Genomic DNA, 20,331 nt, shown 5'->3' with positions numbered 1-20,331 from the left:
TCTCTGGTCAAAACAGATGGCAGGCGACCTTGCGGGTGCCGGCGTCGCGCAACGCCGGGACTTCGCGGGTGCAGCGGTCGAACGCCTTCGGGCAACGGTCGCGGAACACGCAGCCCGAGGGCGGGTTGCGCGGGTCGGGCGCGCCGCGGCCGATCGGCAGCGGGTCGTGGCTCTGGTCGGGATGCGGCACCGGCACGGCAGCCACCAGCGCCCGGGTGTAGGGATGCAGCGGCTCCTGGACGATGTCCTCGGTGGGACCGTCCTCCATCACCTTGCCGAGATACATGACTATGGTGCGCTCGCAGACGTAGCGCACCAGCGCCAGATCATGGCTGATGTAGATCGCCGTGAGGCCGAGCCGGTCGCGCACGTCGCGGAAGACATTGAGCACGCCGGCGCGCACCGACACGTCGAGCATCGACACCGGCTCGTCCGCGACAACGAAGTCGGGCTGCAGGATGAGCGCGCGCGCCATGACGACGCGCTGAAGCTGTCCGCCCGAAAGCTGGTGCGGATAACGGTCGAGATATTGCGCCGGCTGGGGCAGCCGCACCAGTTCGAGTGCGGCGATAATTTTTGCCTCGTGCTCGGCCTTGCGGATACCTGCGTTCTCCAGCGGCTCGACCAGGATGGAACGGATCGAGAAGCGTGGGTTCACCGCGTCGAACGGGTTCTGGAAGATCAGTTGCGTGCGGGCGCGATAATTTTTGAGCGCCTTGCCCTTGAGCTGCGAGACATCGGCGCCATCGAAGACGATCTCACCGCCTGTGGCGGTTTCGAGCTTCAGCAGCAGCCGGCTCATCGAGGTCTTGCCGCAGCCGGATTCGCCGAGCAGGCCGACACTCTCGCCGCGCCCGATCTCGAAGGACACGCCGTCGACCGCCTTCACCACATTCGAGCGGCCGCGCAATGCCGACAAAGCGCCGCCGACGCGGTAATGCAGCTTCGCATCGCGGATCGACACCAGCGCGTCGGCCCTGTTCGTCGTGGGCGCCCTCATGCCTCGGCCATCCAGGTTTCGGTCAGCGCCGCGTGCTTGCGCAGCACCGGCGCCTCGCCGGCGCGGTGGCAGGCGGCGCCGTGACCTGGCTCGACCTCGATCGTCTCCGGCGATACCGAGGTGCAGATCTCGATGGCGAACGGGCAGCGCGGCGCGAAGCGGCACCCCGGCGGCGGATCGATGAGATTGGGCGGCGCGCCGTCGATCGGCGTCAGCACGCCGCTCGCCGCACCTTGGAGGTCGGGGAAAGCGTTGCGCAGGCCCATCGTATAGGGATGCGACGGACGCGTCAGCGTCGCCTCCATCGGTCCCTGTTCGGCGACGCGGCCGGCATACATCACCACCGTGCGATCGCAGATATAGGCGACAACCGAGATGTCGTGCGTGACGAGGATGACGGAGATGCCGAGTCGCTGCTGCAACTCGCGCAACTGGTCGAGAATCTGGCGCTGCACGATCACGTCCAGCGCGGTCACCGGTTCGTCGGCGATGACCAGTTTAGGGTTCAGCGCCAGCGCCAGCGCGATCGCCACGCGCTGGCGCATGCCGCCGGAGAATTGATGGGGGAAGTCGCGCAGCCGGCCGGGTTCGATGCCGACCATCTCGAACAGTTCCTCGCAGCGCCTGCGGGCCTGCGCGCGATCCATGCCGCCGCGCCGGCGCAGCACCTCGTTGAGCTGGTATTCGACGGTGTAGACCGGATCGAGCGAGTTCATCGCGCTCTGCGGAATGAAGGCGATATCGCGCCAGCGCAGCGCATTCATCTCCCGCTCGGGCAGGGCAACGAGGTCGCGGCCGCCGAACAGCATCTGCCCGCCGGAGATCGTCGCATTGTCGGCCATGACGCGAGTCAGCGCGCGGGCGACCGTTGTCTTGCCGCAGCCGGATTCGCCGACCAGCCCGACGATCGAGCCGCGCGGCACGTCGAAACTCGCGCCATCAACGGCCTCGAAGGACATGTGGCCGACCTTGTAGCTGACCTTGAGGTCGCGGACGGAGAGCAGCGTCTCGTTCATCGGCCCAGCTTCGGAAACAGGATGTTCTCGTAGCCGCGGGTGATGAAGAAGCCCGCGGAGACGACGAGGATGATGCAGATGCCGGGCGGCACGAACCAGTAGTAGGCCTGCTTGGCGAGCGCCTGGCTGGCAAAAGCGTCCTGCAGCATGTAGCCCCAACTGATCGATTCCGGATCGCCGAAGCCGAGGAAGGAGATCGAGGCCTCGGTGAGGATGGCCCAGCCGATGGCGATCGAGCCGTAGAGGAAGGAGAGCGGCAGGATGTTGGGCGCGATGTGGCGCAGGATGATCTTGAAGTCCGACGAACCCGAGACGCGGGCAGCATCGACATAGCCCCGCGAGCGCAACGTCAGCACCTGGCTGCGGATGACGCGGCCGGTGTCGCGCCACAGCACCAGCGCCATGGCGAGCACCACGTTCCAGATCGACGGCTCCAGGAACGCCGCAAGCACGATCACGAAGGGCAGGAACGGGATGCCGAAGGCGATGTCGGCGAGCCGCATCAGCACGGCGTCCACCCAGCCGCCGAAATAGCCGGAGACGAGGCCGACGATCGAGCCGATCAGCGCCACCATGAAGGCCGCGGTCACGCCGATCAGCAGCGCCGAGCGTGTGCCGTAGACGATCTGGGAGAAGATGTCGCGGCCGAGGCTGGTGGTGCCGAGGATGAAACCTTCCTCGCCTGGCCGCAGGTCGGCGGCGAGGTCGTAGTCGGGCGTGTAGAGGATTTCGGTCGGGTCGTAGGGCGCGATCTGGTCGGCGAAGATCGCCGTCAGCAGGAAGACCGCGTAGATCGCGAGACCGAACACCGCGAAGGGATCGTTGAAGGGTAGCCGCAGCGCGCGGAACAGGCGGCTGACGAGGCCCGGACGATTGGCTCCGATGGCTAGCTCAGGCATGGCTGACCCTCGGATCCAGCAGGGCATAGAGCATGTCGGCGATCAGGTTCATCAGGATCACGACCACCGCAATCATCAGGAACGCACCCTGCGCCAGCGGGTAGTCGGAGGCCGAGACGGCGTTGACGAGTTCGCGTCCGAGCCCCGGCCACGAGAAGATCGCTTCCACCACGACGTTGCCCTGCAATTGGTAGCCTACGGCGATGGCGAAGGAGGTCATCACCGGCAGCAGCGCGTTGCGCGCGGCATGACGCACGACCACGGTCCAGTTGGAAAGGCCCTTGATGCGCGCCATGGTGACGAAGTCCTCCTTCATCACGTCGAGCATGTTCGAGCGCATGAGCAGCAGCGGCAGCCCCTGGCTGTAGATGGCAAGGGTGAGCGCCGGCAGCGTCAGGTGGGTGAGAAAGTCCTTTGACGTGTAGAGCGCCCACAGGCTGTCGTAGCTGGTGCCGGCCGGCCGCGTGCCGCCGGCCGGAAACCAGCCGAGCCAGAAGGAGAAGATCGCAAGCAGCACCATGCCCAGCCAGAATTCCGGCATGGCGCGGGTGGTCAGCACCAGCGGGATAGCGGCCTGCTCCACGACGGTACCCCGGCGCCAAGCCAGGTAGGCGCCGGCCAGGATGCCGAAGGCATAGGCGACGATCAGCGAGGAAAAGGTCAGGATCAGCGTGTTGGGCAGGAGCGCAACGATGCGTTCGGCCACGGGCTCGCGATAGCGGAAGCTCTGACCCAGTTCACCCTGCAGCAGATTGCCCAGGTAGATGAAATACTGCTCCCATAGCGGCTTATCGAGCCCGAACTGCGCCATCAGCGCGTCCTGCTGCTCGGCGGTGAAGGTGGGGTCGATATAAGCGGCCAGCGGGTTGCCCGGCATCAGGCGGAACATCAGGAACAGGATCGTAACCACGGCCCAGAGCACGAGAACGAGCTGGAGCGTCCGGCTGGCTGCGGCCTTCAAATGCGACATGAAGAATTTTTCCCCCGTCTCGGCGAATTTCTCGCACGGGTTCGTCAAACAACGTCGGTTGTACCGTCCTGGACGGAATCCCGTGCGAGAAACGGCGCGTCCCCTGGCCCCGGGACGCGCCGCGCGCCGGCCTTAGTTGGCCAGCGTTTCCTTCGTGTCGCCTGGATAGTGAAGCTTGCCGCCATCAAGCGTGTAGCCGGCGTCTTCCAGGATTTTCTTGGCTACATCCTGTCCAGTGGTCATGCCGCTGACCACCGCGTCGTCGTGCCAGAAGCCGAGTGCGGGGGAAACGACCGAGTTGGACGGCTCGGCGAAACCGCGGAAGGCGGCCTTGACGATTAGCCGGCGGTCGACGGCTCGCGACAGGGCGTTGCGGAACGCCGGGTCGTTGAAGGGCGGTCGCCGTTCGTTGAACGCCACGTAGCGGAAGCCCATGTCAACGGTCGAAACGACTTCGAGGTCGCCATCCTGCGCGGCGGCATCGATGAGCACCTGAGGATCGCCGGAAAACTCGCCCATGAAGTTGATCTCGCCGGAACGCAGCATGCCGAGCGCCGCCTCCACGTTCGGCACGATGCGCAGGATCCAGCGATCGGCCTTCGGTGCATTGAAGTGCTCCTTGTTGGCGTTGAGAACGATCTCCTCGTTGGTCAGCCAGCGCTCGAACTTGTAGGGGCCGGAGCCGATCGGAACTTGTTCCTGATAGCTCTCGGCGTTGGTTTCCTTGGTCTTGAGGTCCGCGATCACCGGTTCCCAGATATGCTTGGGGATCAGGTTGATCTTGGCCAGGCTCGACGTGACGAAGGAAGCCGACGGCTTCTTGAGCTTGAAGGTGAGCGTGGAGTCGTCGGCGATCTCGATCGTCTCGATATTGGCGGCGAAGGGCGCATACATCGGCGCTTCGCCCGACGTCACCGCCTCGAACGAAAACTTGACGTCCTCGACGGTCACCGGCTTGCCGTCGTGCCACTTCATGCCCGGCCGCAGCTTTACCTGAATGGTCTTGTCGTCCTTGACGTCGATGCTCTCGGCCGCCCAGGGTTTTGGAAGTCCGTCCGGCCCGACACGTGCAAGGCGGTCGTAGATGAGTTCGAACACCCAGGAATCGACGCCGCCCGAGATGTAGAGCGGATTGATCGCCTGCACGTTGTCGCCGGAGTTGAGGATGATGTCCTTCTTGTCGCCCGCCGGCTCGATCGCCATGAACGTCCAGGTGTTGCGGATGCCGATGCCGCTCTGGTTGACGACCGATTCCGGCTTCCAGACTGTCTTGTCGAAAGCGAAGGTCGACTTCGGGTGCACCAGCATCATGTTGGGCTGGTCGGTGGCAAGAATTTCCTGCGCCTTGTAGATCAGTTCCTTACGCTTCTCCGGATCGATCTCGGCGCGCTGGGCCTCGACCACGGCATCGTAGTCGGGATTGATGTAGCCGATGAAGTTGTAGCCCTTTTCGGCGGTCGAGGAATGGAACAGGTTGTAGACGATCTCGTCCGGATCAGAACGCTCCGGCCTGCCCACCATCTGCCAGGCGGTCGAATCCCACTTGTCGCGCTCATACCAAACGACATCGGACATCTGCTCCCATGGCATCACCTTGACGTCGACATCGAGGCCAAGCTTTCGCCATTCCTGCGCGATCAACTGCACGGACTGGAATTCCTGCGGTTGCGCTGCCTGTGGTCTGGTCAGGATTTCGAGCTTGCGAATCTGATCGCCGGCAAGCGCCGGCGAAACGGTGACCAGCGCCACGGCGGCGGTCGCCATGACCGCCCTGAAAATGGTCTTCATTCCTTCTTCTCCTCTGGAACGATGCGACTTCGCGTCTTCTGATGTTTATTGGCGGAGCGCTTTCATGCGACCCGCAGCGCCTCGAAAGGCAGTCCGGCCTGCATTTTGGCAGGGTAGGGATAGGCGGTCTTGGAATGCGACAGGCCCATGGACACGAGCATTTCGGCGTGCTTGAGCGCGGCCTTGCCTGCATTGACGGCGGGAGCGCCGACCGCGGCCGAAATCTCGTCCGCGAGGTCGAGGAACGACATCGTCATGCAGCCGAACAGGAAGGCGTCGGCACGATCCTGCCTGACGCAGGTTTCGGCGACTTCGATCAGCCGCCTTCTGGTGAACTCGGGATCTTTCATGAGATCGAGCACCGGGATGCCGGTGGCCCGCACGGATGCGAGCTTGGTGGCGACGCCCGCCTTGTGGGCGAGCAATTCCTGACCGGCGATCAGGCTGTCGAAGACGGTGAGCACCGAGAATTTATGGCCGAGGCCGGCTGCGAGCAGCAGCGAGCTCTCGCACGGGCCGACGACCGGGATTTTCGTCAGCTCGCGAGCCGCCTCGAGTCCGGGGTCGCCGAAGCAGCCGATGATTACTGCGTCGAACCCGTCGCGCTCGCATTGCAGGATCAGGTCGATCGTGGCGGGAACGCAGAGGGCCTCCTCATAGGCGCTTTCGATGGAGATCGGCCCGTTCGGCACGTCGACCACCGAGACGGTTGTTCCCTCGAAGGCCCACGAATTCAGAAGGGCCTCGCGGCGCCGCATCTCCTTAAGCCCCATGGGGCCTTTCGACATTGGTCCCGGCACGACATAGGCGATACGCATGAGCAGCCCTTTGTTTCACTCACTGAAACGTCGTTTCTTTTATCGATTGAGTAAAGCACAAATCTGCAATATTGCAACAGGCTATCATTGCAGGATAATCGCCGCGGGAGGATGGTCTCATGGACGACGAAGAGGCCAGGCAGAATGGGGCCAAGGATTACACGATCGCGGCGGTCGACCGGGCGCTACTGGTGCTGGAAGCGCTTGCCGACCGCCCGGGGCAGGGCGTGACGCAGCTTTCCAAGTCGCTCTCCATGACCAAGTCGATCGTCTTCCGCCTGCTGCAGACCCTGGAAGATCGCGGTTTCGTTTTCCGCGACCCCGACCACGCCGTCTATTCCCTCGGCTACCGGATCGGCGTGCTCGGCGAACGGGTCGGACGCGAGGGAAGTCTGCTTGTCGCGGCACGGCCGGTCATGGACGCCCTGCGCGACCGCACGTCGGAAAACGTCAATCTGGTGATGCGGGAGGGTTTGCGTTCGCTGGTGCTGGCGACCCGGTCGGGGCATCATTCGATACGCCTGTTCGCGCAGGCTGGCCGCCACGGTCCGCTTCATGCCGGGGGCGGCTCGCTCTGCATTCTTGCCTATTCGGATCCCGCCATCGTTGAGGCGGTGCTCTCCAATCCGCTGGAAGCCTTTACACCCTACACGATCACCGACCGGGACAGATTGCGCCAGACGCTCGACCGCATCCGCGCCAATGGTTACAATATTGCGCTCAATGACCTCGACGAGGGCGCGTTCTCGGTTGCGGCGCCGATCTTCGGTTCGGACGATACGGCGATTGCCTGCATCTCGGTCGCGGGCGCCATGGTGCGTTTCGATGAAGAACGCCGGGAGCGCTACATCCGCGCTGCATTGGACGCGGCCGCTGAAATCTCCTCGAAACTGCACTTGCATCGCAGTGATCCGGTGAGCGCCGGTCCGGCGGCGCGATCGTCGGGCTGACATAGATTCCTGGGCCGTCATCGATTGCCCAAGGCGCTTTCCTGTCGAATTTCCCTTCTTAAGAACCAGACGCAACGTCGTGCTCCGTGCGGCCATTTCGCCGCGTGCGTCGTCGCACGGCCAGATCGGTGATTCGGATCGATCGCGCATCCTGCTTGCGAGCGGGAAACCTCTCTGTTAGCCTGATTAAAATCTCGAAACGATGTTTCATTCAGTAAAACACAAAGGGAGTTCCGAATGAACAAGGTCGAATCCGATATCCTGTCGCAAGTGACGCTCGACGAGCCCTGGGCCCTGGTCGAGAGTTTCTCGACCTACAAGCGCGAGCATCCGACGGACGTTAATCGCGGCATGGACGAGGTTGTGTCGCGGCTCAGGAAGCATGGCGTGGAGGTGACGGTCCATGAGCCGAGCCTCTATCTCAGCCTTCCCGGCCTCGCCCGGGTGGAGGCGGGTGGCAAAACCTTCCGCGCCAAACCGCCGGCATACAGCCGCAACGCCCGCACTGGCATGAAAGGCAAGCTCGTTTATGTCGGCGCGCGCCACAATGCGATGATCGAGGATATGTTCGAGCAGAAGGTCGAGAGCACGGCCGAGGTCGCGGCAAAAGTCCGCGGCAACATCGTGATGTCGGAGGGTTTTGCCAGCCCCGGCCTCGTCTCGCAGTTCGAGGAACTCGGCGCCATCGGCGTCATCGGCATCAATCCGGGCGTCGACATCCACTGGGGAATCTGCACGACCGTCTGGGGAACTCCCGACCTCGACGACCTGCCGCGCAAGCCGAAGATTCCCGCCGTGGCGGTCAACAAGCCGGACGGCGACGCGCTGATCGAGATTGCCGACAAGGGCGGCGAGGTAACGATCTTCACGTCGATGGAAGAGGGCTGGTTCAGCTCGAAACTGCCGGAAGTCTTCATTCGCGGTACCGAGGAGCCGGAAAAATACGTCTTCCTGCACGGCCATCTCGATAGCTGGGACGTCGGCGTTGGCGACAATGCCACCGGCGACGCGACCATGCTGGAGATCGCACGCGTGCTGTGGGCAAATCGCGACAAGCTGAAGCGCTCGGTGCGTATCTGCTGGTGGCCGGGCCATTCGACCGGCCGCTATGCCGGGTCGACCTGGTTCTCGGACGCTTTCGCGCTCGACCTGGAGCAGAACGCGGTGGTGCAGGTCAATTGCGACAGCCCCGGCTGCCGCTGGGCGACCGAGTTCATCAACCTGTCGCGCATGAGCGAGACCGAGGACTTTCTCGCCGAGGTGATCAGGGAAGTCGCGGGCAAGGCGGCCGAGGGCGAGCGCCCGCACCGCGCCGGCGACTACTCCTTCAACAACATCGGCATTTCGTCCTACCTGATGCTCTCCTCGACCATGCCGGACGTGCTGCGCGAGGAGAAGGGCTACTATACGGTGGGTGGATGCGGCGCCAACATCGCCTGGCACACCGAGAACGATACGCTGGAGATTGCCGACCGCGACATCCTGCTGCGCGACATCAAGGTTTACCTGCTTGCCGTGATCCGCAATGCCAATGTCGAAATTCTCCCCTTCGACTGGCGGGCGACAGCAAAGGAATTTGCCGCGACAGTTGCAGAGTATCAGGGCAAGGCGGGCAGCCGTTTCGACCTGACCAAATCGAAGGAAGCCGTGGCCGAGCTGGCTGCCGCGCTTGACGATTTCTACGCCCGCGTGAAGGCAGGCAAGGTGAAGCCGGCGGCTGCCAACACCGTGATCCAGGATCTGGCGCGCATCCTGGTGCCGATCAATTTTACCCGCGTGAACCGGTTCCGGCACGACCCGGCGCTGACGATCCCGCCGCTGCCTTCGATCGCCGCGGCAACGGAACTCGACAAGTTCGACGAGAACACGATCGGCTTTGCCAAGACACAGCTTGTGCGCGGCCAGAACCGGCTGATAGCCGCGCTGCGTCAGGCTCGCCGCCACATCGAACTCGTGGCGGGCTGATCCAGTCCGTCGGCGCGAAACCTTCCGCCGCCCGATATCGCGGCGGAAGGGCAGGGGGCTATATCCCCCGATTGCTCGACCTTCGAAAATGGCCGCGGGCTACTTGCCCTGCATGCGCTTTTGGAAGGCGGGCAGGTGTTTTTTCTGCGCCTCCAGCATGCGCTCGCGATAGACGCCATAGATGATGTCGGTATCGTGCAGCGTGACGCCGGCGATCGTCGGCGAGGCGAACACCGGCAGCTCCACGCCGCGCTTCGACAGTGCCTGCGCGGTCCGCGCCACCAACTCGTGCGCCATGATCATGGCAAGAACGGTGGACGAACCCGACACCGGCCGGCTCCAGCCCTCGACCGGCACGATGGCGTCCTCGATCGGCGCGCCGGTGTCGATGACGAGGTCAGCGGCGTCGGCGAGCCGCTTGCCGGAGGAATGGGTGGCCGGCTTGTCGAGATTGGCCTTGGCGGTGATCGCCACGACGAAGATGCCGCGCTCCTTGCAGTAAAGCGCCGTGTCGATGCCTGAGGCGTTGCGGCCGCTATGGCCGAAGATGATGATGGAATCGCCCGGGTTGAGCGGCTGGTGGTCGAGGAATTTTTCGGCATAGTTCTCCGTGCGCTCCAGCCACAAAAGCTCGCGCACGCCGCCGGCGCCGAGCACGTTGTGCCACATCACGCGCGGGTCGGTGAGCGGATTGAAGCCGACATAGCTGCCGTAGCGCGGAAAGATTTCCTGGACCGGCAGTACGGAATGGCCGGAGCCATAGAGATGGACGAGCCCGCCATTGGCGAGGGAGTCGGCAAATTTTTCGGCCGCTTGGTCGAAGGCCGTTCCGTTGGCTTTCGCCGCCTTTTCGGCGAGCGCGGCGAGGCGGGATATGTAGAGATCTGACACGTTTTGAACTCCTGCTTTGTCAGTGTTTTTAGGTCAGCCCCGGTCGTTGGCCGGCACACGGCCAGCCCGCAACGTGGAGCGGATTTCGTAGCGGTCGCCGCGCATCACGGAGACGGTGAATTCGAAAGGCCCGCGCTCGTCGCTGGTGATGCGCTCGACCACGAAGGCGGGATCGCCGGGCGTCAGCCCCAAGAGCTCGGCGTCGGCGGCATTGACCGCGGCGACGCGGTAGACCTCGCCGGCCTCGACCGGCGTCAGCCCGTAATGCCTGTGCAGCGCCTCGTAGAGCGAGCCCTGTGGCGTCCACAGGTCGAGGAAGTCCGGCGCGCGGCTGGCGGCGAGTTGCGCGGTCTGGATGCCGATCGGCGCATTGTCGCCGAGGCGCAGGCGGCGGATGCGGATGACCTGCTCGCCCTCCTCGATCTCGAGCGCCGCCGCTGCCGCCGCGTCCGCCCTGGCGAGGCCGCATTCGAGCAGCCGCGATCCGGCCGTCAGGCCGCGCGCGCCCATTTCCTGGGTGAAGGAGGTGAGCTCGCGCGTGCCGGCGACCAGCATGGTGCTGCGCACGAAGGTGCCGCGCCCGTGCTCGCGCCGCAGCAGGCCGGCCTCCTCCAGATTGCGCAGCGCGTGCCTGAGCGTGATGCGGCTGACGCCGAAAAGGGCGCAGAGCCGATCCTCCGCCGGCAGTTGTGTGCCCATCGCCCATTCGCCCTTGGCGATGGCGTCGCGGATCGCCTGCTCCACCTGGAACCATAGCGGCTCGCGGCGGCGGCGGTCGGCCTGCGTGAACCCGGCCTCGCTCATCGCATGTGCCTCCAGCTCCCGCCGCGCGCCCCGGCGACGGCCGCGCCGACCAGGCCGGCGCGCGGACCGAACGTTCCGGCGCGCAAGTCTATGCCGCGCAGATGAGGCGGCAGATGCCGTTGCAGGCTGTCACGGATCGCGGGTCCGAGCACGTCGAGCGCCTCGGCGAGGCCGCCGGCGATCAGCACGGCCTGCGGGTCGAGCAGCGCCACGGCGCCGGCCAGCGCGGTGCCGAGCGCGTTGGCGGGCATTTGCAACGCCGCGACGGCCGCCGTGTCGCCCTGCCGGGCGGCGGCGATCAGGGCACTGCCGTCGGCAAGGCCGTGTCCGGTGGCAATGCGGTCGAGCGCGCGGCCGGAGGCGGCACGCTCCAGCCAACCGCTGCGATCCTCGCCCTTGTCGGCGAGATCGGCGCAGGCCCAGCCGAATGAGCAGGCGGCGCCGGAAGTGCCGGCCACGATGGTGCCGCCGCTCAGCACCGCCGAGCCGATGCCGGTGCCGACCGCAAGCAGGATGGCGTCGGTCATCCCCTCTGCCGCCCCGGCCGTCGCTTCCGCCAAAAGGGCGATCTGCGCGTCGTTGCCGAGCCCGATCGACAGTGATGGGAAGGCGCCGGCGAGGTCCAGTCCGTCCAGGAAGGGCAGGTTGGGGATCCAGCGGCAGACCGTGCCCTCCGCGAGGCCCGGCACGGCGATGCCGAGCGCATCCGCGCCGGTCGCCTCGATGAGCGCTCCGAGGCGCCGGAGAAAGGCGTCGCGGCCTGGCGGCGCGGACTCCTGCGCGATCGGCTGCAAGGCGCGCAGATCGCCGCTGTGCAGGGCCGCGCGCAGGTTGGTGCCTCCAAGATCGACGGCGAGAACGCGGGTCACGGCTTCGTCTTTCCCGGCGCAGGCGCGGCCGGCGGGATTTTACGCAGCGTCTTCCTTTGGCTTACAGTGGGTGCCACAGAGAGTCCATGTTGTTATAATGACTATGTTCGCAGCAGCATGATGCTTTTGCAAGCGCCTTTCACGCGCCAGTGCCCGTGAAGGCCACTGGCGGTGTACAAAGCTATCTGAAATCATTCACTAAATTTTATTGCTACATACCCTCGACGATAATGACGCCCACGTCGCTCATGCTGGGCTCGACACATCGCTGTGAAATCCCGCTTGCGCGTTGAGACAAAGTTGTCATAACCTCATGGCTCAAACAAGAACCAATGGGAGACGACAATGATGCGCGTGCGAATGTTGAAATACGCTGTCGGCGTGAGCCTTTCGCTGCTGTCCGGCCTCGCCACGGCTCAGGCGGCGGAGATTTCCTACCTCACGCACTGGTCGCCGGAGACGGTCGCGCTGCTCGAGACCGCGGCGAAGGATTTTGCCAAGACCCATCCGGACGTGACGGTGACGGTGCGCGCGGTTCCCTTCGGCGACCTGCTGACGACACTGCGCTCGCAAGGCGCAGGCGGCGGCGCGACGATCGCCGGCATCTACGACCTGTGGCTGCCGGAACTGGTGCGCGACAAGCTCGTCGCTCCGGCGCCGGAGGCCGTGGCCGCCGAGGTCAAGCAAGCCTGGCCGGCCGGCGTCGTCTCCGCGGCAAGCGTCGGCGGTACGCTCTACGGCATCCCCAACGAGATCGACGTCTACGCGCTGAACTACAACAAGGCGCTGTTCAAGGAGGCCGGCATCGCTGAACCGCCGAAGACCTGGGCGGAGTTCAAGGACGCGGCCGCGAAGCTGACGAAGAAGGATGCCGGCCAGCAGGGCTTTGGCATGATCAATTCCTGGGCGGCGGGCGTGGTGCATCCCTTCGCCTCGCTGCTTGTCTCCAATGGCGGCGATCTCGTCGTCGACGGCAAGCCGGCGCTGGATTCCAAGCAGGCCGGCGAGACCTTCGCGCTCTACGAGGAACTGATCAAGTCCGGCGCCAGCGATCCCGGCATGGCGACGGCCGACGCCAACACGACCGGGCCGTTCCTCGACAATTTCGTCTCCGGCAAGACCGGCATGATCATCATGGCCAACTGGTGGGAAAGCGCGCTGAAGGGCGGTATGGGCGACAAATTCGCCGACATCGCCACGGCGCCGATCCCGGTCGGGCCGAGCGGCGACAAGCCGCGCTCCATCTCCTATTCGTGGATGACGGTGGTCAATGCCGGCGCCGGCGAGGCGGAGCAGAAGGCGGCATGGGATTTCCTCGCCTGGCTGAACAGCCCGCAATCCGGCCAGAATGGCGGCTCCGCCATGTCCGGCATCCTGATGTCGATGGGCATCCTGCCGTCGCGCGGCTCCGACGTCGAGGCCTACAAGGACAAGCTCGGCACCGAATTCCTGTCGGGTTATGTCAGCGTGCTTGCCGACGCCAAGCCGTTCCCGGTCGTGCCGGGCGGGCAGGAGTTCAGCGAGTCGCTGCAGCAGACGCTGGAAGCCCTGCAATACGGCCAGGTCACTGCCGCCGATGCGCAGAAAAGCGCGCAGGCCGACGCGGCCGCTATTTTGGAGAAGGCGGCGAAATAGGCATGCCGGTAAAGCACGGCGGCGCCGCGGCCGCTTCGTTCCCGCGGCCCCGACGCGCCGCAACCAGCGGCGCTCCTGGCCGTCTGCCGCTCCGCAGCCTCGACTGTTTCCGTTGGCTGGCGCGGGCCGCATCCCTGGTGAGCCATGCAGGCTAGGACTTCCACCGCCTCGTTCGCAACGATGCTGGCGCCGGCGGTCGCGTTGATCGGCGCCTTCATCCTAGTGCCGATGTTGCTGACGGTGTGGCTCGCCTTGCAGGACTGGTCGACGCAGACGCCGTTCGCGACGGCGACCTTCGCCGGCCTCGACAATTTTCGCGAAATATTCGGTCCCACTTCGGTCGGCCGCGATTTCAAGGGCGCCCTGGTCAACACCGCCCTCTACACGCTCCTGTCCGTCGTGCTGATCCTGCCGCTGTCGGTGGCGCTCGGTCTGCTTGTCTATCAGCGCCGGGTGGCGGGCGGCACGGCGCTGCGGACGGTGCTGTTCTCGACCTACATGGTGCCGATGATCGCGGTCGCGCTGGTCTGGTCGAAACTCTATTCGCCGACCGAGGGGCCGCTCAACCAGATGCTCGGCCTCGTCGGCATCGCACCGCAGCCCTGGCTGTCCTCGCCGGACACGGCGCTGGTCTCGATCGTGCTGCTGAACGTCTGGCAGCAGGTAGGCTACTTCACGGTGCTGGCCGTCGCCGGGCTCACCCAGATTCCCGGCAGCCTCTACGAGGCGGCCACCATCGACGGCGCCAATGGCTGGCAGCAGTTCCGCAGCATCACCCTGCCGCTGTTGCGGCGTACGCTGCTGTTCAGCGCCGTGATTGCCATCATCAATGCCGTGCAGGTCTTCGAGCCGGTGGCGCTGATCACCCAGGGAGGGCCGGCAGGTTCCACCAACGTGCTCACCTATCATATCCGCCGCGTCGGCATCGAGCGCGCGCAGGGCGGTCTCGGGTCGGCAATGGCGGTGATGCTGATGCTGTCGCTGATCGTCGTGATCGCCGCGCTGTTCGCCTTCACAAACCGCAAGGACGCCGAATGAGCGCCGTAGCCGACGCGGACGCACCGAGGCGCAGGGCGCTCGCACCGCGCGCCTTGCTGGTGACGCTCATCCTGCTGGCGGCGGTGGTGTCGGCCTTCCCGCTGGTGTGGATGCTCCTGTCTTCGCTGAAGACGCCGGCCGAGACCATGCAGCTACCGCCAGTGTGGATTCCGCGCACGCCCTCCCTCGAGGCCTACGAAAAGGTCGCCGGCGTGGTCAATGTCGGGCGGTCGATGTGGAATTCCCTGATCATCGCCTCGATCACCACGGCGGGCATTCTCGTGACCAGCCTGATGGCCGGCTACGCCTTCGCCAAATACTATTTCCGGGGCCGCACGATCCTGTTCTCGGTGCTGATCGCCACCATGTTCCTGCCGCCTATCGTGACGCTGATCCCGCTCTACAGGATGATCGGGTCGATCGGCCTGTCGGCCAGCCTGGCCGGCGTCATCCTGCCCAACCTCGCCAATGCATTCGGCATCTTCCTGCTGCGCCAGTTCATCGCCGGCGTGCCGGACGAACTGATCGACGCGGCAAGGCTCGACGGCGCTTCCGAGATGCGTATCCTGTTCGGCATCGTCGCGCCGACGATCACGCCGGCGATCGCCGCACTCGCCCTGTTCGCTTTCGTCTACCACTGGAACAGCTATCTGTGGCCGCTCACCGTGCTGCAGGGCAATTCCGAAAACTATCCGATCGTCATCAGCCTCAGCCGCCTGCTCAGCTACAACCGCGGCGCCATGAACACCGGTCTCGTCATGGCCGGCGCCACACTGGCGGTGCTGCCGCCGTTAATCCTGTTCGCCGTCCTGCAGCGTTTCTTCGTCGATTCGATCGTCGGCTCAGCGGTCAAGGGGTAGGCGTCAGCCGTTCGGCCCTACAAAACGCTATCATGCGGACAGTCGGGCGAACCGGTTCTTGTATTACCGCATCAGACGCTGAGATACATTCCGCTGGTGCGAAATTCAGTCGGGCTCGCGCCGTAGACGCGACGGAAAACCTTGGCAAAGTAGTTGGGGTCCGGAAAGCCACACTGGATGGAAACGTCCTTGACCGGCACCGTGTTCTTGGCCAGGAGTTTGACGGCCTGCAGCAGCCGCTTATGCAACACGAACTCGGCGGGCGGCATGCCTTCACTGGCCGCGAACACCCGCGAAAAATGCGCGCGGCTCATGCCCGACACCTGTGCAAGTTCCTCGACCGGCAGTGGCTTGTCGAGATTGGCCCTGATATGGTCGAGCACATGTTGCATCGCGCGGCTTTCCCGGCTGGCGACGGGGTGCGAACCAAACACATCGTCGTAGAGCGCCGTCGCAGCTTCATAGGCGATGGCTGAAGCGCTGCCGGGCCGGTCCGCGCCGCCGTCGATCAGCCGCAGCGTGCAGTCGGCCAAATGGTCGATCGTGTCGGCCTGGAGCCTGAAGACCGGACCGGTGACGTTCAGGATTTCCTGGTGGATGCGCAGCGCCTCCTCGCCATGCATCGAAATCCAGAAAAACTCCCACCTGCCGCCATCCTCCAGCCAGTAGCGATGATTGTGAGGCAGGATCAGCAGCATAGTCTCGCTTGGCCGGACGCGATGTGCGCGGCTTTCGTAGCGGAGATTGCCGGCGCCGGCGATCGTGTGCTGCAGCACCGTAAAGCTCGAATTGCCACGCTTACGCCCGTCCCAGTTGTAGGTGCCGTCGGTTCGGATCTCGTAGCCGGTGCTGGTCGGCATGGTGTGCAGGCGCTGTCGCCCTCGTGGCAGCGAGACGGTCTTCATCGTCGGGCCATGTTCGATCAGGCGGCTGAGCACAAATTTACCCGCGATAGCACAATCGGCCTCTAGGCTCTGCCGCCATTATGCGCATAATCCGCCGAAAGAGAAGAATGCGTGCTGCCGGATGGCGGCAAAGCGCAAGCGGAGGAAGACGCCCATCGGCTGCGCAATGCCGGCCGAGCGCGCATCAATTTACCCAGTCTCTGAAGTCCGGCCCAATGGTCGAGAGGAAATCATGAGCAATTTCAAGATCGCCATCATCGGCGCGGGCAGCATCGGCTTCACCAAAAAGCTGTTCATCGACATTCTGAGCGTGCCGGAACTGCAGAATATCGAGGTGGCGCTGACCGACATCAGTGAGCGCAATCTCGACATGATCAGATCGATCCTCGACAGGATCGTGGAGGCCAACAGGTTTCCGACCAGGGTCACCGCAACCACCGACCGCCGCAAGGCGATCGAAGGCGCGCGCTATGTCATCAGTTGCGTGCGGGTCGGCGGGCTGGAGGCCTATGCCGACGACATCCGCATCCCGCTGAAATACGGCGTCGACCAATGCGTCGGCGACACGATCTGCGCCGGCGGCATCCTCTACGGCCAACGCAACATCCCGGTCATCCTGGACTTCTGCAAGGACATACGCGAGGTCGCCGAAAGCGGCGCCAGGTTCCTGAACTACGCCAACCCGATGGCGATGAACACCTGGGCGGCGATCGAGTACGGCAAGGTGGAGACGATCGGCCTTTGCCACGGCGTGCAGCATGGCGGCGAGCAGATCGCCGAGGTGCTCGGCGCCGGGGAGGGAGAGCTCGACTTCATCTGTTCCGGCATCAACCACCAGACCTGGTTCATCGACGTGCGCCTCAACGGCCGCAAGGTCGGCAAGGACGAGCTGGTCGCCGCCTTCGAGGCGCATCCGGTGTTCTCGCAGCAGGAAAAGCTGCGCATCGACGTGCTGAAGCGCTTCGGCGTCTATTCCACAGAGAGCAACGGGCACCTGTCGGAATATCTGCCCTGGTATCGCAAGCGGCCCGACGAGACCGCCAAATGGATCGACATGTCGGACTGGATCCATGGCGAGACCGGCGGCTACCTGCGCTACTCCACGGAAAACCGCAACTGGTTCGAGACGGAGTTCCCGGTCTTCCTCGAACAGGCGTCGAAGCCGGTCGATCCGAAAAAGCGCTCCAACGAGCACGCCAGCCATATTCTGGAGGCGCTGGAGACGGGCCGCGTCTATCGCGGGCATTTCAACGTCCGGAACGACGGCGTCATCACCAACCTGCCGGCCGACGCGATCATCGAATCCCCCGGCTTCGTCGATCGCTTCGGCGTCAACATGGCGGCCGGCATCACCTTGCCGGAAGCCTGCGCGGCCACCTGCATATCGTCGATCAACGTGCAGCGGATGTCGGTCCATGCCGCCGTCTCCGGCGACATCGACCTGTTGAAACTCGCCGTCCTGCACGACCCGCTGGTGGGCGCCATCTGCACGCCGGAGGAGGTCTGGCAGATGGTCGACGAGATGGTGGTGGCGCAGGCCGAGTGGCTGCCGCAATACGCTGACGCCGTCGATGCCGCGAAGGATCGGCTCGGCCGCGCCACGGTCAAGACACGCGACTGGGCGGGCGTTGCCCGCCGCAAGGTGCGCTCGGTCGAGGAATTGCGCGCGGAAAAGGCGAAAAAGCAGGCCGCGGAGTGATCGCCGCGGCCGTTTTTGGCCGCGGTCGGGAGGAGGATGCCGGCCAGGCGCCGGCGGCAAAATGGGAGAGAAATCGATGACGATCAAACATGGTTTCGCCAGGGCAGCGATGCTGCTTCTTGGTGTCTCGGCCCTCGCGCAGGCGGCGTATGCGTCGGAGCCGACCGTGGTTCCGGAGCAGCCGGCATTCCCGGCGCAAGGCAAGATCACCTATGTGCCGCGCGACTCGATTATCGAGTTCAAGGCGCTGCCCGAATACAAGGAACCCGCCTGGGTCACGGAAAAATTCGTCAAGACCGGCAAGCTGCCGCCCGTGGCCGAGCGGCTACCCAAGGAGCCGATGGTTTTCAAGACCGGCAACATGCCGGACGGTGTCGGCGTCTATGGCGACACCATGCGTCATGTCATCGGCGGGCGGCCGGAAGGCTGGAACTACAGCGCCGGCCAGACGCAGGGCTGGGGCGGAATCGACATCGGCATGTCGGAATGCCTGACGCGCACCGCGCCGCTGTTCCAGGTCGAGGCGACCGACGTCGAGCCGCTGCCGAACCTCGCCAGAAGCTGGGAGTGGTCGCAGGACGGCCACAAGCTCACCATGCATCTCGTCGAAGGGGCGAAATGGTCGGACGGCGACCCTTTCGACGCCGAGGACGTGATGTTCTACTGGGACGACAATGTCGTCGACCCGAACGTCTCGCCGCTGAACGGCGCGACGCCCGAAACCTTCGGCGAGGGAACGACGCTCAAGAAAGTCGACCAGTATACGGTCGAATGGACCTTCAAGGAGGCTTTCCCGCGGCAGCATCTCTATGCCATGGCCTACGGCACCTTCTGCCCCGGCCCGTCGCATATCCTCAAGACCAAGCACCCGAAATATGCCGGCACGACTTACGACCAGTACAAGAACGGCTTTCCGCCGGAATATCTGAACATGCCTGTCATGGGCGCCTGGGCGCCGGTCGCCTACCGGCCGGACGACATCATCGTGCTGCGCCGCAATCCCTATTACTGGAAGGTCGACGAGGCCGGCAATCAGTTGCCCTACCTCAACGAGCTCCACTACAAGCTGTCGACCTGGGCCGACCGCGACGTGCAGGCGATCGCCGGATCGGGCGATTTCTCGAACCTGGAGCAGCCGGAGAATTTCGTCGAGTCGCTGAAGCGCGCGGCCGATGAAGCAGCCCCTTCGCGGCTTGCCTTCGGCGCACGCCTTATTGGCTACAATCTGCGCATGAATTATTCCGCCAATGGCTGGGGCGAGCCGGACGAACGCGCCCAGGCGGTCCGCGAGCTCAACCGCAACCTGGATTTCCGCAAGGCCGTGACCATGGCGGTCGACCGCAAGAAGCTCGGCGAAGCGCTGGTGAAGGGGCCCTTCACCGCGATCTATCCGGGCGGACTGTCGTCCGGTACGAGCTTCTACGACCGGCAGTCGACGGTCTACTATCCCTACGATCTCGACGGCGCAAAGGCGCTGCTTGAGAAGGTGGGTCTGAAGGATACCGATGGCAACGGTTTCGTGAACTTCCCGGCCGGGACAGCCGGCGGCGCGGACGTGCAGATCGTGATGCTGGTCAACGCGGACTACGGCACCGACCGCAACCTCGCGGAAGGCGTGGTCGGGCAGATGGAGCAACTCGGCATCAAGGTCGTGCTCAATTCGGTCGACGGCACGAAGCGCGACGCGACGCAATATGCCGGCAGGTTCGACTGGCTGATCCGCCGCAACGAACAGGAATTGACCTCGGTCGTGCAGAACACGACCCAGCTTGCCCCGACCGGTCCGCGTACGAGCTGGCATCACCGCGCGCCCGAGAGTGGCAAGGTCGACCTCTTGCCGCACGAGCAGGAACTCGTCGACCTCGTCAACAAATTCATCGCCAGCAATGACAATGCCGAGCGGGCCGAACTGATGAAGCAATTCCAGAAGGTCTCGACGACCAACGTCGACACCGTCGGCCTCACCGAATATCCGGGCGCGCTGATCATCAACAAGCGCTTCTCCAACATTCCGGCCGGCGCGCCGATCTTCATGTTCAACTGGGCCGAGGACACGATCATCCGCGAACGCGTGTTCGTGGCGGCCGACAAGCAGGGAGATTTCGAACTCTATCCGGAGCAACTACCGGGAAAACCCGGCGAAGCCGGCCCGATTAACTGAGGCTTCGCCGTCCCTGCCGGCCCGGTTCTCTCCCGCCGGGCCGGCAGGATATCTTCCCAAGCG

At 64.5% G+C, this 20,331-nt stretch carries 17 protein-coding genes; 7 read left to right on the top strand and 10 right to left on the bottom strand.

The features are described from left to right. Nucleotides 1–7 precede the first annotated feature (7 nt). From ACH196_RS03430 to ACH196_RS03405, 6 genes are all read right to left on the bottom strand, one after another. Complete coding sequence (locus ACH196_RS03430; protein ID WP_396644960.1) at nucleotides 8–1,000, bottom strand: ABC transporter ATP-binding protein; 993 nt, start codon at nucleotides 998–1,000, stop codon at nucleotides 8–10. Next, a complete protein-coding gene (locus ACH196_RS03425) occupies nucleotides 997–2,016 on the bottom strand; it encodes an ABC transporter ATP-binding protein (RefSeq protein WP_396644958.1) in 1,020 nt (339 codons plus the stop codon). Before ACH196_RS03425 ends, ACH196_RS03430 begins: the two co-directional genes overlap by 4 nt. After that, complete coding sequence (locus ACH196_RS03420) at nucleotides 2,013–2,915, bottom strand: ABC transporter permease (protein ID WP_396644957.1); 903 nt, start codon at nucleotides 2,913–2,915, stop codon at nucleotides 2,013–2,015. Before ACH196_RS03420 ends, ACH196_RS03425 begins: the two co-directional genes overlap by 4 nt. Continuing rightward, nucleotides 2,908–3,885 carry an ABC transporter permease gene (locus tag ACH196_RS03415; protein WP_396644955.1) on the bottom strand — a complete coding sequence of 326 codons (978 nt, stop codon included), beginning with the start codon at nucleotides 3,883–3,885 and terminating at the stop codon, nucleotides 2,908–2,910. Before ACH196_RS03415 ends, ACH196_RS03420 begins: the two co-directional genes overlap by 8 nt. Nucleotides 3,886–4,017: 132 nt before the next feature. Continuing rightward, complete coding sequence (locus ACH196_RS03410; RefSeq protein ID WP_396644953.1) at nucleotides 4,018–5,673, bottom strand: ABC transporter substrate-binding protein; 1,656 nt, start codon at nucleotides 5,671–5,673, stop codon at nucleotides 4,018–4,020. 62 nt (nucleotides 5,674–5,735) lie between these two features. Continuing rightward, nucleotides 5,736–6,491 (bottom strand): aspartate/glutamate racemase family protein, encoded by a 756-nt coding sequence (locus tag ACH196_RS03405; protein WP_396644951.1) that lies wholly within the window; start codon nucleotides 6,489–6,491, stop codon nucleotides 5,736–5,738. Between the two features lie 119 nt (nucleotides 6,492–6,610). Here ACH196_RS03405 and ACH196_RS03400 point away from each other — a divergent pair, with 119 nt between their 5' ends. Then, on the top strand, nucleotides 6,611–7,441 hold the full coding sequence (locus ACH196_RS03400; RefSeq protein ID WP_396644949.1) for an IclR family transcriptional regulator: 831 nt from the start codon (nucleotides 6,611–6,613) through the stop codon (nucleotides 7,439–7,441). A gap of 237 nt (nucleotides 7,442–7,678) precedes the next feature. After that, complete coding sequence (locus ACH196_RS03395; RefSeq protein WP_396644947.1) at nucleotides 7,679–9,406, top strand: M28 family peptidase; 1,728 nt, start codon at nucleotides 7,679–7,681, stop codon at nucleotides 9,404–9,406. Nucleotides 9,407–9,505: 99 nt separating this feature from the next. On the opposite strand, the gene ACH196_RS03390 is transcribed toward ACH196_RS03395, so the two are convergent. Genes ACH196_RS03390 through ACH196_RS03380 form a run of 3 tightly spaced genes read right to left on the bottom strand, consistent with a single transcriptional unit; the run spans nucleotide 9,506 to nucleotide 11,970 of the window. Then, entirely contained in the window at nucleotides 9,506–10,297 is a 792-nt protein-coding gene (locus ACH196_RS03390) for a sugar isomerase domain-containing protein (protein ID WP_396644945.1), read from the bottom strand. A 33-nt stretch (nucleotides 10,298–10,330) separates the two neighbouring features. Beyond that, a complete protein-coding gene (locus ACH196_RS03385) occupies nucleotides 10,331–11,101 on the bottom strand; it encodes a GntR family transcriptional regulator (RefSeq protein WP_396644943.1) in 771 nt (256 codons plus the stop codon). Next, entirely contained in the window at nucleotides 11,098–11,970 is an 873-nt protein-coding gene (locus ACH196_RS03380; protein ID WP_396644941.1) for an ROK family protein, read from the bottom strand. Before ACH196_RS03380 ends, ACH196_RS03385 begins: the two co-directional genes overlap by 4 nt. A gap of 345 nt (nucleotides 11,971–12,315) precedes the next feature. On the opposite strand from ACH196_RS03380, the gene ACH196_RS03375 reads away from it, so the two are divergent. From ACH196_RS03375 to ACH196_RS03365, 3 genes are all read left to right on the top strand, one after another. Then, nucleotides 12,316–13,605 carry an ABC transporter substrate-binding protein gene (locus ACH196_RS03375; RefSeq protein WP_396644939.1) on the top strand — a complete coding sequence of 430 codons (1,290 nt, stop codon included), beginning with the start codon at nucleotides 12,316–12,318 and terminating at the stop codon, nucleotides 13,603–13,605. Nucleotides 13,606–13,749: 144 nt separating this feature from the next. Then, nucleotides 13,750–14,643, top strand: coding sequence for a carbohydrate ABC transporter permease (locus ACH196_RS03370; RefSeq protein WP_396644937.1), 894 nt, complete (start codon nucleotides 13,750–13,752; stop codon nucleotides 14,641–14,643). Then, nucleotides 14,640–15,503, top strand: a complete 864-nt coding sequence (locus tag ACH196_RS03365) for a carbohydrate ABC transporter permease (protein ID WP_396644935.1) — start codon at nucleotides 14,640–14,642, stop codon at nucleotides 15,501–15,503. Before ACH196_RS03370 ends, ACH196_RS03365 begins: the two co-directional genes overlap by 4 nt. Nucleotides 15,504–15,574: 71 nt before the next feature. Here ACH196_RS03365 and ACH196_RS03360 read toward each other — a convergent pair whose 3' ends face one another. Beyond that, the gene (locus ACH196_RS03360; RefSeq protein WP_396645025.1) at nucleotides 15,575–16,408 is read right to left on the bottom strand and encodes a helix-turn-helix domain-containing protein; all 834 of its coding nucleotides are present in this window, start codon (nucleotides 16,406–16,408) and stop codon (nucleotides 15,575–15,577) included. A 232-nt stretch (nucleotides 16,409–16,640) separates the two neighbouring features. Between ACH196_RS03360 and ACH196_RS03355 the strand changes: the two genes are divergently transcribed. Then, entirely contained in the window at nucleotides 16,641–18,107 is a 1,467-nt protein-coding gene (locus ACH196_RS03355; protein WP_396644933.1) for an alpha-glucosidase/alpha-galactosidase, read from the top strand. Nucleotides 18,108–18,183: 76 nt separating this feature from the next. After that, nucleotides 18,184–20,268 carry an ABC transporter substrate-binding protein gene (locus ACH196_RS03350; RefSeq protein WP_396644931.1) on the top strand — a complete coding sequence of 695 codons (2,085 nt, stop codon included), beginning with the start codon at nucleotides 18,184–18,186 and terminating at the stop codon, nucleotides 20,266–20,268. Nucleotides 20,269–20,331 lie beyond the last annotated feature (63 nt).

It is taken from the genome of Mesorhizobium sp. IMUNJ 23232, assembly GCF_044326205.1.
GTDB lineage: Bacteria > Pseudomonadota > Alphaproteobacteria > Rhizobiales > Rhizobiaceae > Kumtagia.
The sequence above is the reverse complement of the archived record's forward strand: the minus strand, read 5'-3'. Positions and strand labels throughout refer to the sequence as shown.

Coding starts and splice junctions, on each gene's coding strand:
- ACH196_RS03420 (WP_396644957.1), bottom strand. CDS start 2,915: ATGCCTGAGCTAGCCATCGGAGCCAATCGTCCGGGCCTCGTCAGCCGC.
- ACH196_RS03410 (WP_396644953.1), bottom strand. CDS start 5,673: ATGAAGACCATTTTCAGGGCGGTCATGGCGACCGCCGCCGTGGCGCTG.
- ACH196_RS03370 (WP_396644937.1), top strand. CDS start 13,750: ATGCAGGCTAGGACTTCCACCGCCTCGTTCGCAACGATGCTGGCGCCG.
- ACH196_RS03385 (WP_396644943.1), bottom strand. CDS start 11,101: ATGAGCGAGGCCGGGTTCACGCAGGCCGACCGCCGCCGCCGCGAGCCG.
- ACH196_RS03425 (WP_396644958.1), bottom strand. CDS start 2,016: ATGAACGAGACGCTGCTCTCCGTCCGCGACCTCAAGGTCAGCTACAAG.
- ACH196_RS03355 (WP_396644933.1), top strand. CDS start 16,641: ATGAGCAATTTCAAGATCGCCATCATCGGCGCGGGCAGCATCGGCTTC.
- ACH196_RS03375 (WP_396644939.1), top strand. CDS start 12,316: ATGATGCGCGTGCGAATGTTGAAATACGCTGTCGGCGTGAGCCTTTCG.
- ACH196_RS03405 (WP_396644951.1), bottom strand. CDS start 6,491: ATGCGTATCGCCTATGTCGTGCCGGGACCAATGTCGAAAGGCCCCATG.
- ACH196_RS03360 (WP_396645025.1), bottom strand. CDS start 16,408: ATGAAGACCGTCTCGCTGCCACGAGGGCGACAGCGCCTGCACACCATG.
- ACH196_RS03415 (WP_396644955.1), bottom strand. CDS start 3,885: ATGTCGCATTTGAAGGCCGCAGCCAGCCGGACGCTCCAGCTCGTTCTC.
- ACH196_RS03395 (WP_396644947.1), top strand. CDS start 7,679: ATGAACAAGGTCGAATCCGATATCCTGTCGCAAGTGACGCTCGACGAG.
- ACH196_RS03365 (WP_396644935.1), top strand. CDS start 14,640: ATGAGCGCCGTAGCCGACGCGGACGCACCGAGGCGCAGGGCGCTCGCA.
- ACH196_RS03400 (WP_396644949.1), top strand. CDS start 6,611: ATGGACGACGAAGAGGCCAGGCAGAATGGGGCCAAGGATTACACGATC.
- ACH196_RS03350 (WP_396644931.1), top strand. CDS start 18,184: ATGACGATCAAACATGGTTTCGCCAGGGCAGCGATGCTGCTTCTTGGT.
- ACH196_RS03430 (WP_396644960.1), bottom strand. CDS start 1,000: ATGAGGGCGCCCACGACGAACAGGGCCGACGCGCTGGTGTCGATCCGC.